Source organism: Alteromonas sp. McT4-15 (assembly GCF_020515205.1).
GTDB lineage: Bacteria > Pseudomonadota > Gammaproteobacteria > Enterobacterales > Alteromonadaceae > Alteromonas.
Genome location: NZ_JAJALG010000009.1, coordinates 12129 through 25847 on the forward strand (window position 1 = coordinate 12129; position 13719 = coordinate 25847).

14 protein-coding genes are annotated in these 13719 nt (G+C 43.9%); 11 read left to right on the forward strand and 3 right to left on the reverse strand.

Features of this window, described 5'->3' with window-relative positions; genetic code table 11:
• The first annotated feature begins 6 nt into the window (after positions 1–6).
• From prfA to kdsA, 5 genes are all read left to right on the forward strand, one after another.
• A complete protein-coding gene (gene prfA / locus LHL20_RS08945; RefSeq protein WP_226433048.1) occupies positions 7–1092 on the forward strand; it encodes a peptide chain release factor 1 in 1086 nt (361 codons plus the stop codon).
• A 2-nt stretch (positions 1093–1094) separates the two neighbouring features.
• Positions 1095–1949: a peptide chain release factor N(5)-glutamine methyltransferase gene (prmC, locus tag LHL20_RS08950; RefSeq protein ID WP_226433049.1), complete on the forward strand. Its 855-nt coding sequence runs from the start codon at positions 1095–1097 to the stop codon at positions 1947–1949.
• 109 nt (positions 1950–2058) lie between these two features.
• Positions 2059–3645 (forward strand): DUF3369 domain-containing protein, encoded by a 1587-nt coding sequence (locus tag LHL20_RS08955; protein ID WP_226433050.1) that lies wholly within the window; start codon positions 2059–2061, stop codon positions 3643–3645.
• 151 nt (positions 3646–3796) lie between these two features.
• Positions 3797–4168, forward strand: a complete 372-nt coding sequence (locus tag LHL20_RS08960) for a SirB2 family protein (RefSeq protein ID WP_226433051.1) — start codon at positions 3797–3799, stop codon at positions 4166–4168.
• 18 nt (positions 4169–4186) lie between these two features.
• A complete protein-coding gene (gene kdsA / locus LHL20_RS08965) occupies positions 4187–5041 on the forward strand; it encodes a 3-deoxy-8-phosphooctulonate synthase (RefSeq protein WP_159625328.1) in 855 nt (284 codons plus the stop codon).
• An 84-nt stretch (positions 5042–5125) separates the two neighbouring features.
• On the opposite strand, the gene LHL20_RS08970 is transcribed toward kdsA, so the two are convergent.
• Positions 5126–5404, reverse strand: coding sequence for a hypothetical protein (locus LHL20_RS08970; protein WP_159625326.1), 279 nt, complete (start codon positions 5402–5404; stop codon positions 5126–5128).
• A gap of 216 nt (positions 5405–5620) precedes the next feature.
• Here LHL20_RS08970 and LHL20_RS08975 point away from each other — a divergent pair, with 216 nt between their 5' ends.
• The 6 genes from LHL20_RS08975 (at position 5621) to LHL20_RS09000 (ending at position 11557) form a co-directional block, all read left to right on the forward strand.
• Positions 5621–6520 (forward strand): transcriptional regulator GcvA, encoded by a 900-nt coding sequence (locus LHL20_RS08975; protein ID WP_202264921.1) that lies wholly within the window; start codon positions 5621–5623, stop codon positions 6518–6520.
• Positions 6513–7145 carry an alpha/beta family hydrolase gene (locus LHL20_RS08980; protein WP_226433052.1) on the forward strand — a complete coding sequence of 211 codons (633 nt, stop codon included), beginning with the start codon at positions 6513–6515 and terminating at the stop codon, positions 7143–7145. Before LHL20_RS08975 ends, LHL20_RS08980 begins: the two co-directional genes overlap by 8 nt.
• Before the next feature lie 76 nt (positions 7146–7221).
• Positions 7222–7650, forward strand: coding sequence for a DUF423 domain-containing protein (locus tag LHL20_RS08985; RefSeq protein WP_226433053.1), 429 nt, complete (start codon positions 7222–7224; stop codon positions 7648–7650).
• Positions 7640–8734, forward strand: coding sequence for a 23S rRNA (cytidine(2498)-2'-O)-methyltransferase RlmM (rlmM, locus tag LHL20_RS08990; RefSeq protein ID WP_226433054.1), 1095 nt, complete (start codon positions 7640–7642; stop codon positions 8732–8734). The genes LHL20_RS08985 and rlmM overlap by 11 nt, the downstream gene beginning before the upstream one ends.
• Positions 8735–8917: 183 nt before the next feature.
• The gene (gene fusA, locus LHL20_RS08995; protein WP_226433055.1) at positions 8918–11005 is read left to right on the forward strand and encodes an elongation factor G; all 2088 of its coding nucleotides are present in this window, start codon (positions 8918–8920) and stop codon (positions 11003–11005) included.
• A 183-nt stretch (positions 11006–11188) separates the two neighbouring features.
• Entirely contained in the window at positions 11189–11557 is a 369-nt protein-coding gene (locus LHL20_RS09000) for an SGNH/GDSL hydrolase family protein (RefSeq protein ID WP_226433056.1), read from the forward strand.
• Positions 11558–11608: 51 nt separating this feature from the next.
• On the opposite strand, the gene LHL20_RS09005 is transcribed toward LHL20_RS09000, so the two are convergent.
• Entirely contained in the window at positions 11609–13126 is a 1518-nt protein-coding gene (locus LHL20_RS09005; protein ID WP_226433057.1) for a S41 family peptidase, read from the reverse strand.
• Between the two features lie 131 nt (positions 13127–13257).
• On the reverse strand, positions 13258–13707 hold the full coding sequence (gene cynS / locus LHL20_RS09010) for a cyanase (RefSeq protein WP_202264933.1): 450 nt from the start codon (positions 13705–13707) through the stop codon (positions 13258–13260).
• Between the last annotated feature and the right edge of the window lie 12 nt (positions 13708–13719).

Here is a 13719-nt window from a genome sequence, read left to right on the forward strand (position 1 = left end):
AAGCATATGAAAGAGTCGGTAGTTAGGAAGCTCGAGCATCTTGTTGAGCGTTTCGAAGAAGTTCAGGCCCTGTTAGGTGACCCTGATGTTATCGGCGATCAAGAGAAGTTTCGCAATCTATCAAAAGAGTTTAGCCAGCTTGAAGACGTTGTTGCTGGCTTTAATGCCTATCAGCAAGCCCAAGAAAATCTTGCGTCTGCGTTAGAAATGCTAAACGAAGATGATGCAGAAATGCGTGAAATGGCGCAAGAAGAGATGAAAGAAGCGAAAGCGGACATTGAACGCTTAGAAACAGAGCTTCAAGTGCTGTTACTGCCTAAAGATCCTAACGACGACAATAACTGTTTCTTAGAGATTCGAGCAGGCGCTGGTGGTGATGAAGCTGCCATTTTCGCTGGCGACTTATTCCGTATGTACAGTCGTTATGCAGAGAGCAGAGGCTGGCGTGTTGAATTGGTCAATGCCAATGAAGGCGAACATGGTGGTTATAAAGAAGTTATTGCTAATATTAGCGGTGACGGGGTTTATGGCGTTATGAAATTCGAGTCAGGCGGTCACCGCGTTCAGCGAGTGCCTGAAACGGAATCGCAAGGACGTATCCACACTTCTGCATGTACTGTTGCGGTATTACCGGAAATTCCTGAGTCAGAAGCCATTGAGATTAATCCAGCTGAACTTCGAATTGATACGTTCCGCGCATCAGGTGCGGGTGGTCAGCACGTTAACAAAACTGATTCTGCTATTCGTATAACGCACTTGCCATCAGGCTTAGTGGTTGAATGTCAGGACGAGCGCTCACAGCATAAAAACAGAGCGAAAGCGATGTCTGTATTGCAAGCGCGTTTGAATCAGATCGAAGAAGAAAAACGTGCCGCCGAAGAGGCCTCAACCCGTAAAAGCTTGGTGGGTAGTGGCGATCGCTCAGAGCGTATTCGCACATACAACTTCCCGCAAGGTCGCGTTACTGATCACCGTATCAACCTGACAATCTATCGACTCGATGAAGTTGTAGAGGGTGATTTAAAGCAGCTAATTGACCCTATATTGCAAGAGCACCAAGCTGACTTATTGGCGTCGCTTTCTGACGAATAACGATGCGAATTGACACCGCCCTCAATTGGGCAATAAAACAACTTGAGGGCGGTGAATCGCCCTCGGTTGATGCCAAAGTATTATTGGCTCATGTGTTAAATAAAACACAAACCTACTTATTCACTTGGCCGGATAAAACAATAAGTCCAATTGAGCAATCGCAGTACGAGGTTGCAGTGAAAAGAAGGCTCTCTGGTGAGCCTGTCGCTTACATTATTGGGCAGCGAGACTTTTGGACGCTTTCGCTTAAAACGTCACCGCACACGTTAATACCTCGCCCTGATACCGAAATACTGGTAGAGCAAGTACTGCACTGGGCTCATCAACGCCTAAAGACCGCGCCCGACATTCCGCTTGATATTTGTGACCTTGGTACGGGGACCGGCGCAATTGCGTTGGCTGTCGCTTCAGAGCTCAAAGATAGCCAGGTTATTGGTGTCGACTTTCTTTTAGAAGCGGTGACCTTGGCTACGTCGAATGCCAAGTCAAATGCCATTTCAAATGCGACCTTCAAACAAAGCGACTGGTTTAGCGACCTTGGCGACATGAGGTTTGACGTTATTGTGTCAAACCCACCCTATATCGAAGATACCAGCCCTTATTTAGCTCAAGGTGATGTGCGTTTTGAACCTAAGTCAGCCCTTATTTCAGGTCAAGACGGTCTAGATGATATCAAGTATATCATCAAACATGCACCTCATTACTTAAAGGCACAGGGACTATTGGCCTTTGAACACGGGTTTGATCAAGCTTCTCGTATACAAGCATTGCTGCTTGAAGCTGGATTTAGCGATGTTAAATCGGTTAAAGATTACGGAGGAAACGACAGAGTGACATTTGGTGTAATTAGTGGTTGAAAAACGTGCAAGTTTGCTTATATTCTGTTTTGCATTAGTATCTTTGTGACGCACTATAAAAATAAAAAGTGTAAAGCTTAACAATCTTTTACCTTACAGGATGTACCAGATGAATGACGACTTTCTATTCGCAGAAGACGATGACGAAAATGAATATGACGATCTGGGTAGTTGGAAAGTACTTATTGTTGACGATGAACCTGAAGTACATGCCGTTACCAAACTTGCACTGAACGACTTTAGCTTAAATGGTAAAACCCTTGAATTTGTCAGTGCTTACAGCGGTGAGGAAGCCAAAAATTGCTTTAGAGACCACGACGATATTGCAGTAGTTTTACTTGATGTCGTAATGGAAACGGATGACGCTGGGTTAAAAGTGGCCGAGTATATTCGCAACGAACTCGATAACCACTTCACCCGCATTATTCTGCGCACAGGGCAGCCCGGTCAAGCCCCAGAGAAAGACGTTATTATCAATTACGATATAAACGACTATAAATCGAAAACCGAATTAACCGCTCAAAAACTGTTTACCGTTATCATCGCTGCGTTACGCTCCTACAGAGACATTATCGTTATCGAAGAAAACCGACGCGGTTTAGAAAAGATAATTGACGCCTCGGTCGACTTGTTTTCGTCTCGTTCCCTTGAAAAATTTATGCAGGGTATCATCCAGCAGTTAGCCTCAATATTAGGGTGCTCTAAAGATGCAGCCTACATAACGACCGCGGTAGCGACAACGTCACGAACGTTAAACACGGTTAATTCACCAAGCAATGTCAAATCCTCAATGGGTAAAGACGAGCTCTATGTTTTTGCTGGCAACGGCGAGTATGCAAGTAAGGAAGGTGTAGCGCTAAAAGAAGCAATTAGCCCCCAAGAATACGCTTTGTGCGCCAAAGCTATGCGCGAAAAACAAATAGTTTACGCTGAAGACCATGTCGTAGCCTATTGTAATAGCAAGTCGCATAAAGGGGCGTTGTTATATCTTTCTGGTTTACCTAGAAGAATTGGCGAGAGCGATAGACACCTTGTAAAGCGCTTTTCTGATAGTGTGCAACTCGCGTTTGATAATGTACTTAAAACGGTAGATGTCGAAGCAACTCAGCGTGAAATTATTGAGCGACTTGGTAAGGTGCTTGAGCACGAAAACGAGTCATCAAATCACATCAAGCGCATGATTGAGATGTCAGTACTGCTTGCGCAAAAAGCAGGGCTAAAAGAAAAAGATGTTAACGCGCTTAAACTCGCCATTCCTCTTCATGATATCGGTACCTCTTTTGTGCCAAAATCGATTTTGCACAAATCTACGCCACTCACTGAAGATGAGATTTTTGAAATTCGCAAACACGCCGAGTTCGGTTACCAAATACTGAAGAATTCAAGTCGACCCACTATTCAGTTAGCTGCAACATTGGCCAAAGAGCATCATGAGCGCTGGGATGGACGCGGTTATCCTGATGGTAAAGCGCAAGATGGCATTCAAATCGAAAGCCGCATAGCAACGCTTGTCGACGTGTTTGATGCATTGATTAACGAACGTCCGTACAAGCCAGCATGGACTATCGATAAAGTGGAAGCGGTGATCCGCGAAGAAAGTGGGAAGCATTTCGACCCTGAGTTAGTGTCTTTGCTTTTAAGCGACTTACCTGCATTTTTAGCGATTCAGGCGCAATACCCTGATGAGACAAAATAATTCAGCGAAGCTGTTGTGATTGATATTTGGGCATTTAGTATGAATATCACATAAAAGCGTAACACTTTTCGAATTAAATCAACGATAATTACAGGTGCTTTTGCACCTGTATTTTTTTACAACCATAACAACAATAAGCGAGACATTGACCATGTACATGATGGCAAAACATCTTCATTTGACGGCTATTGCACTAAGTATCCTTTTTTTCGTTTTTAGATTTATTTGGTCACAGTTTGATGCAAATGCGCTCACCAAAAAATGGGTGAAAATTCTGCCCCACATTATCGATACAGTATTACTTGCAAGTGCAATTTGGCTTTGTGTTATTCTATCTCAATACCCCTTGGTTAATGCATGGCTAACATTCAAAGTCATAGGCGTTGTTCTTTATATTGTGTTCGGCCTATTTGCGCTAAAGAAAGCCAAGACCTCTGTCGCACGTTGGGGCTTTTTTGTTGCTGCGTTAGCTGTGCTTATGGCGACAGCGATGGTGGCAGTTACCAAGCAACCACTCTTTTAGTTAATATTGGATATAAACATGTCTGAATCTCAACAGATTATTCGCGTTGGTGACGTTGAAGTCGCGAACCATCTTCCTTTTGTATTGTTTGGCGGAATGAATGTTTTAGAGTCGAGAGACTTAGCAATGCGTATTGCAGAACATTATGTTGAAGTTACGCAGAAGCTTAATATTCCTTATGTATTTAAAGCGTCTTTCGACAAAGCGAATCGTTCTTCGGTAACTTCTTATCGCGGACCAGGAATGGAAGAAGGCTTGCGCATTTTCGAAGAAATTAAGTCGACGTTTAACGTCCCGTTAATTACTGACGTTCATGAGCCCCATCAAGCAGCCCCTGTGGCAGAAGTGGTAGACGTTATTCAGCTTCCGGCTTTCTTAGCACGTCAAACAGACTTGGTGGTAGCTATGGCGAAAACCGGTAATGTAATTAATGTTAAGAAACCTCAGTTTTTAGCCCCTCATGAGATGCGACATATAATGGGCAAGCTAAGCGAAGCGGGTAACGACAATGTTATTTTATGCGAGCGCGGTAGTTGCTTTGGGTATAACAACCTTGTGGTAGACATGCTGGGCATGGACGCGATGAAGGAATATGCGCCAGTTATATTTGATGCAACTCACGCATTACAAATGCCTGGTGGGCGTGCAACATCAGCTGACGGACGTCGAGCACAGGCTGCGCAATTAGCTAGAAGTGGCATGGCACTTGGCCTTGCAGGTTTGTTTATTGAAGCACATCCAAATCCAGACGAGGCAAAATGCGATGGACCGTGTGCATTGCCGTTGGCTAAGCTAGAGCCTTATTTACAGCAAATGAAAGCGTTAGATGAACTTGTAAAAGGCTTTGATGCGTTAGATACCAGTAATACCTAAGCGATAAGTGACGTTAGTTATCTTGTAAGGTTGATGGCGTATGCCGGTGTGTGCACCGGCATGCGTATCAGGTGTGAGAGTGGCTTATTCGCTTTCTGCGACGGTCACGCGCTCTTCACGTTTGCTCATAGCAATTAGATTTTCATGCAGTTTTATCTGCACAGCTTCTGCCAAAATTGCTTTTGACTGCTTTCTTACAAGAATGTGTGCGTCATTTTCAGGCAGTACATCTGCCATTTTAACGCTGGTCATTGCAGTGTTAATTAATGATTGAAGATTGATCTTTTCTGGTTGTGCGTTAGCATTTGCAGCGGCACTTGCGAATGCCATTACAGACACGCTAGCTAGTAGTAGTTTTTTCATTTTCACACCTAATAAAAATAATTAAAAATATGTTGCCTTTTGTTAAAATGATTAACAAATAGGCTGTATAAAACGCTGAAATTCAAAGTTCTTTTTAAATTTCGGGTAAATAGTAGTCAGTATTGGGTTAAAAATAAAACGAGTTAAAGTATGGGTGGTCATTAGAAAAACTAATGCTTTTGTCATGCTTTGGTCACACTGGGTTGAAAAGTTTATATGCATCGACGTTTACCCCCCTTAAATGCGCTCAAGGCCTTTGAGGCAGCAGCGAGACACTTGAGTTTTACAAAAGCCGCCGATGAGCTTTTTGTGACTCAAGCTGCGGTGAGTCACCAGATAAAAGCGTTAGAAGATTTTTTATCGATGAAGTTGTTTCTTCGTCGAAATCGAACTTTGCTGCTGACTGAAGAAGGACAGGCGTATTTTTTGGAGCTTAAAGATATATTTAAGCATCTCCAAGAAGCGACAGAGCGGTTATTAGCAAAGGGGAGCAAAGGCGCAATTACCGTGGCGATGCCACCGAGCTTTGCAAGCCAATGGCTGGTACCTCGTATTCATAAATTTAGTCTTGCGCACCCAGATATCGATGTTCGAATTAAAGCGGTCGATTTTGACGAAGGCTTTTTAGAAGACGACGTGGATGTTGCCATTTATTACGGAAAAGGGCGATGGGCGGGGTTGCAAGCCGACCAGTTACATCGAGAGTTTCTTACGCCTTTGTGCTCGCCTTTGTTGTTCCAAGGACCAAAACCGCTAAATGATTTATCTGATTTACGTCATCATGTATTGCTTCACGATCTTAGTCGGGCAGCGTGGAAAAACTGGCTTAAAACGGTCGGCGTTGTGGGCGTGAATGTAAATCAGGGGCCGGTATTTAGTCACTCAATGTTAGTGCTTCAAGCTGCCGCACTGGGGCAGGGTATTGCCTTGGGCAACACTGTGCTTGCGCGTCCTGAGATTGAAGCAGGGCGACTCGTGATGCCATTTGAGGAGCGTGTAGAAAGTAGAGATGCTTTCTATTTAGTGTGCGAGGAATCACAAGCAGAGTTAGGTAAAATTGCTGCCTTTAGAGATTGGATATTAGCGTTAGTCGAGGAAGAGCAAGACGATGTTTGATATTGAAGTGCACAGTGGCTCCAACCCAGTGGCTAGGCTTATATTGGCTCATGGTGCAGGTGCGGGCAAAGAGCATGAGTTTATGCAAACAGTGGTACAAGCGTTAAATGCACTTAGTATCGAGGTTGTTTTGTTTAACTTCCCCTATATGCAAGTTATTAAAGAAACAGGGAAACGCCGCCCGCCGGACAAAGCTGAAAAGCTGCTCGCGCATTTTTCAGAAGTTATTGATCACGTTTCTCAGTCGCGTCAATCACTGCCTACTTTTATCGGTGGCAAGTCGATGGGTGGGAGAATGGCGACAATGTTGATAGACAACATAGAGAGCGTAAAAGGTGCGACAATTCTTGGTTATCCTTTTCATCCGCCAGGAAAACCTGAAAAGACAAGAACAGAGCACCTCGAAACAATCACCAAACCCATACTGATTGTGCAAGGAGAGCGCGACACATTTGGTACACAAAACGAAGTAGAAGCGTATACGCTTTCATCATCGATTCATTGTGAGTTTCTTGTTGACGGCGACCATAGTCTAAAACCGCGAAAGGCCAGTGGAAAAACACATCAAGAACACATTGAGCGTGCTTCAACGCTGATAGAAGCCTTTATCAAAAATACGATTTAACATTAACGCTGTCATCGCCTTACAACATTAATCGCTACCGAGTAAACGTTAGCATTTAGCGCTAAAAGAGTGTCAAATGAGTTCAACAAATTACAATACATCGTCCATGGCTCCCATGCTGCTTGCAGCTGGCGCTATATTTGCCGGAACAAGTGTTATGCTTGGCGCATTTGGGGCTCACGGACTAAAAAGCCTTTTATCTGCTCAGATGCTAAATACTTTTGAGATTGGCGTTCGTTATCAAATGTATCATGGCCTTGCTATCCTAATACTGCCAGTTTTATCCACGTATGCAGAAGTTAAATGGCTTAACCGCGCAGCGATGTGTTTCGTGGTGGGCTGCATTTTGTTTTCGGGAAGTTTATATGCGTTGGCACTCACTGGCATAAAATGGTTTGGGCCGGTAACACCTTTGGGCGGCCTGTTCTTCATTGTTGGGTGGGCAGTGCTTGCTTTTTCTCTAATACGTGGCCAGCGCGCCATTAAGGTAAGTAATGACAACTAGTATTTTAGCGTATTGTAGGCCGGGTTATGAAAATGACACCGCCAACGAATTAACAACGCGTTATGGTGAAGCTGGATGCTTTGGATACCCAGTATCGAAAAAAAATAGTGGCTTTGTTCATTATCATTTATACGATGCCGCCCAGCTAGAGGACACAGTGAGTCAGTTCGCGGTTAGCGAAAGCATTTTTCCCCGACAACTTGTTGCAGTGTTTGCCAGTATGGCAGACATTGAAAAAGAAGACCGTGTAGGGCAGGTATTAGAGACGCTAAACAATATAGAAAAACCGTTTCCACTGTTTGGCGCAGTCGATGTTGAATATCCTGATACCGAAGAAGGTAAGACCCTGGCAAAGTTCTGTCGAAAGTTTACCGTTCCATTGCGACAGGCGCTTAGAAAAGCTAATTGGCTTAGCGCGAAAGAAAACGCAGGAAAGCCCAAACTACATATTTTCTTTGAGTCATTTGAAATTTGCCATATTGGCTATACATTGCCCAATTACGCAAGTGCCGATCATTTGGGGATTTGTCGTCTAAAATTCCCAAGCGATGCGCCAAGTCGTTCGACGCTAAAACTCGAAGACGCATTAGTGAATATGCTAAGCGCAAAACAGCAGGAGCAAGTGCTTCGAACGGGCGGTCGAGCGGTTGATTTAGGAGCATGCCCGGGCGGGTGGACATATCAACTCGTTAAGCGTGGAATGTATGTAGAGGCCATTGATAATGGCCTTGTAGCAGACAGTTTAATGAGTACAGGGTTAGTTGAGCATCATGCCGCAGACGGATTTACATATCGACCACAATTTGGTCGTGTAGATTTGCTTGTATGTGATATGATAGAGCAACCCGATAGGGTAGCAAAGTTGATGGGTGACTGGCTGGTTAAACACTGGGCAACGCATGCGATTTTCAACTTAAAGCTACCTATGAAACAACGTTATGAAACTGTGGTTGAAGCCATGACGTTGCTAAAAAGCCGTTTAAATGCGTTAGAAGATGCATTTGCGGTAAAGGTGAGGCATCTCTACCACGACAGAGATGAAGTTACAGTAACAATTGTTCGCACTTCAAAAGATGAGGTGTGATTTTGTTATTTTTCAAAAAGTGTCATAATATTTTTAAGTTATTGATACTTATAGAAAAGAATTGATGGTGGTGCGGATTTTGGCAAACGAATTTGAGGTTTATGCTAAAAAAGGTGTAAATCTGGTACAAAAATCCTTTATAATCCGGCCGTTTTTTTACTCTGAACCAATGAAAGTGAACTAATGTCAGACTTATCTCATTACAGAAACATTGGTATTTTCGCCCACGTAGACGCGGGTAAAACTACCACAACAGAACGTATCTTGAAGCTTACTGGTAAAATCCATAAAACTGGTGAGGTTCACGATGGTGAATCAACTACTGACTTCATGGAGCAGGAAGCTGAGCGTGGTATTACTATCCAGTCAGCGGCTACTACCTGTTTCTGGAAAGATCATCGCATGAACATCATCGATACTCCGGGACACGTTGACTTTACAGTTGAAGTATATCGTTCACTGAAAGTACTAGACGGCGGTATCGGTGTATTCTGTGGTTCTGGCGGTGTTGAACCTCAGTCAGAAACTAACTGGCGTTATGCTAACGAATCAGAAGTTGCACGTGTAATCTTCGTAAACAAACTAGACCGTATGGGTGCAGACTTCTACCGTGTTGTTGGCCAAGTTAAGAAAGTACTTGCTGCTAACCCACTAGTAATGACACTTCCAATCGGTATCGAAGACGACTTCAAAGGTGTTGTTAACCTTCTAGACATGAAAGCGTACATTTGGGACGATTCAGGTCTTCCTGAGAACTACGAAGTTGTAGATATTCCAGCAGATATGGTTGAAAAGGCTAACGAGTACCGTGAGCAACTAATCGAAACTGCTGTTGAGCAAGACGACGACCTAATGATGGCTTACATGGATGGTGAAGAGCCGTCTCTAGAAGACATCAAGCGTTGTATCCGTAAAGGTACTCGCGATATGTCTTTCTTCCCAACATACTGTGGTTCTGCATTTAAGAACAAAGGTATTCAGCTAGTACTTGATGCGGTTGTAGATTTCCTACCTTCTCCAACAGAAGTTGACCCACAAGAGTTAACTGACGAAGAAACTGGTGAGCCTACAGGTGAAGTTGCAACAGTATCTGTTGACGAGCCGTTCCGTGCACTTGCGTTCAAAATCATGGACGACCGTTTCGGTGCCCTAACGTTTATCCGTATTTACTCTGGTAAACTTAACAAAGGCGACACTATTCTTAACAGTGCAACTGGTAAGACTGAGCGTATCGGCCGTATGGTTGAGATGCACGCTGACGAACGTACTGAACTTACTTCAGCACAAGCAGGTGACATCCTAGCTGTTGTTGGTATGAAGAACGTTCAAACTGGTCACACACTATGTGATCCTAAGCACCCTTGTACACTAGAGCCAATGATCTTCCCTGAGCCAGTAATCTCGATTGCTGTTAAGCCAAAAGACAAAGGCGCTAACGAAAAGATGTCTATCGCTATCGGTAAACTAGTAGCAGAAGATCCATCTTTCCAAGTTGAAACTGACGAAGATTCAGGCGAAACCATCCTTAAAGGTATGGGTGAGCTTCACCTAGACATCAAAGTTGATATCTTGAAGCGTACATACGGCGTTGAGCTAGAAGTTGGTCAGCCTCAGGTTGCTTACCGTGAAACTATCACGCAGGCGGTTGAAGACAGCTACACGCACAAGAAGCAGTCTGGTGGTTCTGGTCAGTTCGGTAAGATTGACTACCGCATCCGTCCGGGCGAAACTAACTCTGGCTTCAAGTTCACATCTACTGTTGTGGGCGGTAACGTACCTAAAGAATTCTTCCCTGCAATCGAAAAAGGTTTCGCAGGTATGATGGAAGTAGGTCCTCTAGCTGGTTACCCAGTACTAGACGTTGAAGTTGAACTATTCGACGGTGGTTTCCACGCAGTGGACTCATCAGCAATCGCGTTCGAAATTGCAGCGAAAGGTGCATTCCGTCAGTCAATGCCAAAAGCGGGCCCTCAAATTCTTGAGCCTGTAATGAAAGTTGACGTGTTCAGCCCAGAAGACAACGTTGGTGACGTAATCGGTGACCTTAACCGTCGTCGTGGTATGATCAAAGACCAAGAAGCTGGCGCTACTGGCGTTCGCATCAAGGCTGACGTACCTCTATCTGAGATGTTTGGTTACATCGGTCACTTACGTACTATTACATCTGGTCGTGGTCAGTTCTCTATGGAATTCAGCCACTACTCAGCATGTCCTCAGAACGTAGCTGACAAAGTAATTGAAGAAGCAAAAGCACGTAAAGCAGCTAAGTAATTGACGCTTGCGTGACTGTTAGTTAACTAACAGCTTCGAAATTTAAAAGCCGGTCTTAATGACCGGCTTTTTTGTGCCTGTCACAACAATACGTTGTGCCATTAAGAGCAAATGCTCAGGTGTTAATCGTTTTAGTCTACAATGAAAGAGTATTGGCGAACGTTAAACAGAGGAAGCACATCGATGCCTAAGAAAGTTTTGTTGATTGGACTGCGGTCTGACAGTGTGAACTATGAAAAATGGCCTCAGTTATCCAAGGAAAAACTCGACGTGGCTTTCGAGCAAGTGGTGAGCGAACTGAATAATAATGGCTATGACTCATTGTGGTGTTTAACCGACCAAGGTGAGACCGCTGTGCAGCAGGTGGAAGAGGCATTAGCAAAGGAAAAGCCTGATATCGTTTTAATTGGCGCAGGTGTTAGGACGGACCCAGACCATTTCCTATTGTTTGAACAGGTAATAAACATTGTGCATGCCAAGGCGCCTGACGCTAAAATTGCCTTTAATTCCCTACCTTATGATTCACTTGATGCAATCAAGCGTTGGGGTTAAAGCGCCACTTTATGAAGATGGTACACAAAGCGGCGATATAGCAGACATTACTTAGTTAAGCAAATGCGTCGCGGCAGTTTCGATACCTAAATCAACACCTTGTTCGCGCTGTTCACGCGTAAAGAATGGGACCTCGATATCAACCGGAATGCCCGTTCCTTCGTACCATACGCCGTCAGCTGTAAGGTAAAACTCATTTGACATACCGATACTGAAACCGTTGGGAAGCGTCCACTCCAATACGTTTGAAAATGCACCATGTGTCGCTTCACCAATAAGTGTAACGTTTGGCATTTCGTCCATAATCATCGTAAACGTTTCTGCTGCCGATACCGTACTAGCACTGGTTAAAACAACAATAGGTCCAAGGTAACTAATCTCTGAGCGGGGCGCTATATTGATGTCCAATAGTTCAGTCCTATTATTGCCATCACGAGCTTGTTTGCTAAATGCGTGAAACTCTTCTTGAGCAAAACGACTGGCGATAGCCATGCTAACATAATCGAATCCACCGTCATTGGTTCTCACATCAATGATTAGACCTTCAACATCTTTGAGATCGGTTAGGGCTTCATCTAATGCCGCATCTACAGCTGCAAGTGTATTGCGATTAAAGGTGAGCTCGTCATCGGTACTTTCAGAAAATCCGTGCATAGAGCCAATAAAAAGATACCCTAATCCTTCGTTTTGAAACCATCGGATGGCATCGTTTTCAGTAGACTTAACATCACTTGAGTCTTGTGCGTAGTTAGCCACAATTTGCCACTGCAGTGTTAAATTATTCAAAATGTAGCTTTCAAGCTGTGCCAATAGTGCAGTGGTAACGTCATCGCCAGAAATGGGATAGCTTAAGCTATTGTCATTTGCGAACTCTTCAACAAGACGTTCAAGCATAGTTTGCTTGGTGGTAACTTTGTATTCTAACCCTTGTGGCGAAATCACATAGTTATGACCGTCGGCTAGTGGTTCAAGGGCGTAAGCCATTGCCGCGAACAGCGCTTCACTATTTGAATTTGTTGTTAACTCAGCACCTGTCGTTTGAACAACATCGGACCAATTAACACCCATACGTTCGAAATCTACGTAATATTCTTCAAAGATCTGGGTGTACATAGCAAATAGCTCTACGCTATCGAAACTACTTTCGTAATTCTCATCAATGGTGATTGGGCCTGTTTCACATGCTTGCGGCAATGCGTCGGCTTTATTAAACCGATAGCCAGGAGGGCCAAAAGTATCCGTCCCGGTACCTGAATACCATTCAAGTGTATTTGCACTGTCCGTTTTTCTCAAAAGTCGCTCAAGAGACAGGGTGTCAACTTCAGTTTCTATGCCCATAACAAAACAGTAGTCGCTGGTATATTGATAAATTGCCGTTGAATCGTTACCTATTGCAATGCTAAGACCATAGCCAGGTGCAATCCAATTCCCCTGATATTCCTCAGAAATGGGATCTTCGAGCGATGCTGTAGGATTGGTGTTAATTGGATCGTTGCTTGAACCACAACCTGTAATGACTGATGCGGCTAATAGTGACAATCCAAGTCGCGATAATATTGTCTTGTTCATATATCCCTCTCTTACGTAAAGTTAAAAAACGAACTGTGTATGCGAGAAAGGGTAAAGTGGGTAAGGTGAATGGAAGGTGAAGGTTTATCATTAGTGGTCGGTAAGTTATTTACCGACCATCTGAAATACGATTAATACATTTTGTAGGGCAAAAACTTACCTGACATAACAACGCTAACTCTGTCGCCTTTAGGGTCGTTTTCACGTTGTAAGTCCATAGAAAAGTCGATGGCGCTCATAATGCCATCACCAAATTCCTCATGGATGAGTTCTTTAAGTGTTGTACCGTACACACTTACCAACTCATACCAACGGTAAATAAGTGGGTCGGTTGGTACTTCAGTCGGGAGTGAGCCTTTGTAGGGGACAATTTGCAACCATGCAATGGCTTCATCACTGAGTTCGAGTAGTGAACCGACGTTTTCAGCTTGTTGTTTGGTCATGGCCATTTGGCCCAAACATGCTGCGGTACTCCACTCTTTAGATTGGCCAATAACTTCAGCGATTTGTCGCCATGAAATACCTTTTAAAATTTTTGACGACTGGATCATGTCTGTAACTTGAGTGCGAGATGTAATCATGTTGATTCCTCT

Bases quoted from the DNA above. Each gene is read 5' to 3' on its own strand.
- prfA (WP_226433048.1), top strand. From the start codon at position 7: ATGAAAGAGTCGGTAGTTAGGAAGCTCGAGCATCTTGTTGAGCGTTTC.
- prmC (WP_226433049.1), top strand. From the start codon at position 1,095: ATGCGAATTGACACCGCCCTCAATTGGGCAATAAAACAACTTGAGGGC.
- LHL20_RS08955 (WP_226433050.1), top strand. From the start codon at position 2,059: ATGAATGACGACTTTCTATTCGCAGAAGACGATGACGAAAATGAATAT.
- LHL20_RS08960 (WP_226433051.1), top strand. From the start codon at position 3,797: ATGTACATGATGGCAAAACATCTTCATTTGACGGCTATTGCACTAAGT.
- kdsA (WP_159625328.1), top strand. From the start codon at position 4,187: ATGTCTGAATCTCAACAGATTATTCGCGTTGGTGACGTTGAAGTCGCG.
- LHL20_RS08970 (WP_159625326.1), bottom strand. From the start codon at position 5,404: ATGAAAAAACTACTACTAGCTAGCGTGTCTGTAATGGCATTCGCAAGT.
- LHL20_RS08975 (WP_202264921.1), top strand. From the start codon at position 5,621: ATGCATCGACGTTTACCCCCCTTAAATGCGCTCAAGGCCTTTGAGGCA.
- LHL20_RS08980 (WP_226433052.1), top strand. From the start codon at position 6,513: ATGTTTGATATTGAAGTGCACAGTGGCTCCAACCCAGTGGCTAGGCTT.
- LHL20_RS08985 (WP_226433053.1), top strand. From the start codon at position 7,222: ATGAGTTCAACAAATTACAATACATCGTCCATGGCTCCCATGCTGCTT.
- rlmM (WP_226433054.1), top strand. From the start codon at position 7,640: ATGACAACTAGTATTTTAGCGTATTGTAGGCCGGGTTATGAAAATGAC.
- fusA (WP_226433055.1), top strand. From the start codon at position 8,918: ATGTCAGACTTATCTCATTACAGAAACATTGGTATTTTCGCCCACGTA.
- LHL20_RS09000 (WP_226433056.1), top strand. From the start codon at position 11,189: ATGCCTAAGAAAGTTTTGTTGATTGGACTGCGGTCTGACAGTGTGAAC.
- LHL20_RS09005 (WP_226433057.1), bottom strand. From the start codon at position 13,126: ATGAACAAGACAATATTATCGCGACTTGGATTGTCACTATTAGCCGCA.
- cynS (WP_202264933.1), bottom strand. From the start codon at position 13,707: ATGATTACATCTCGCACTCAAGTTACAGACATGATCCAGTCGTCAAAA.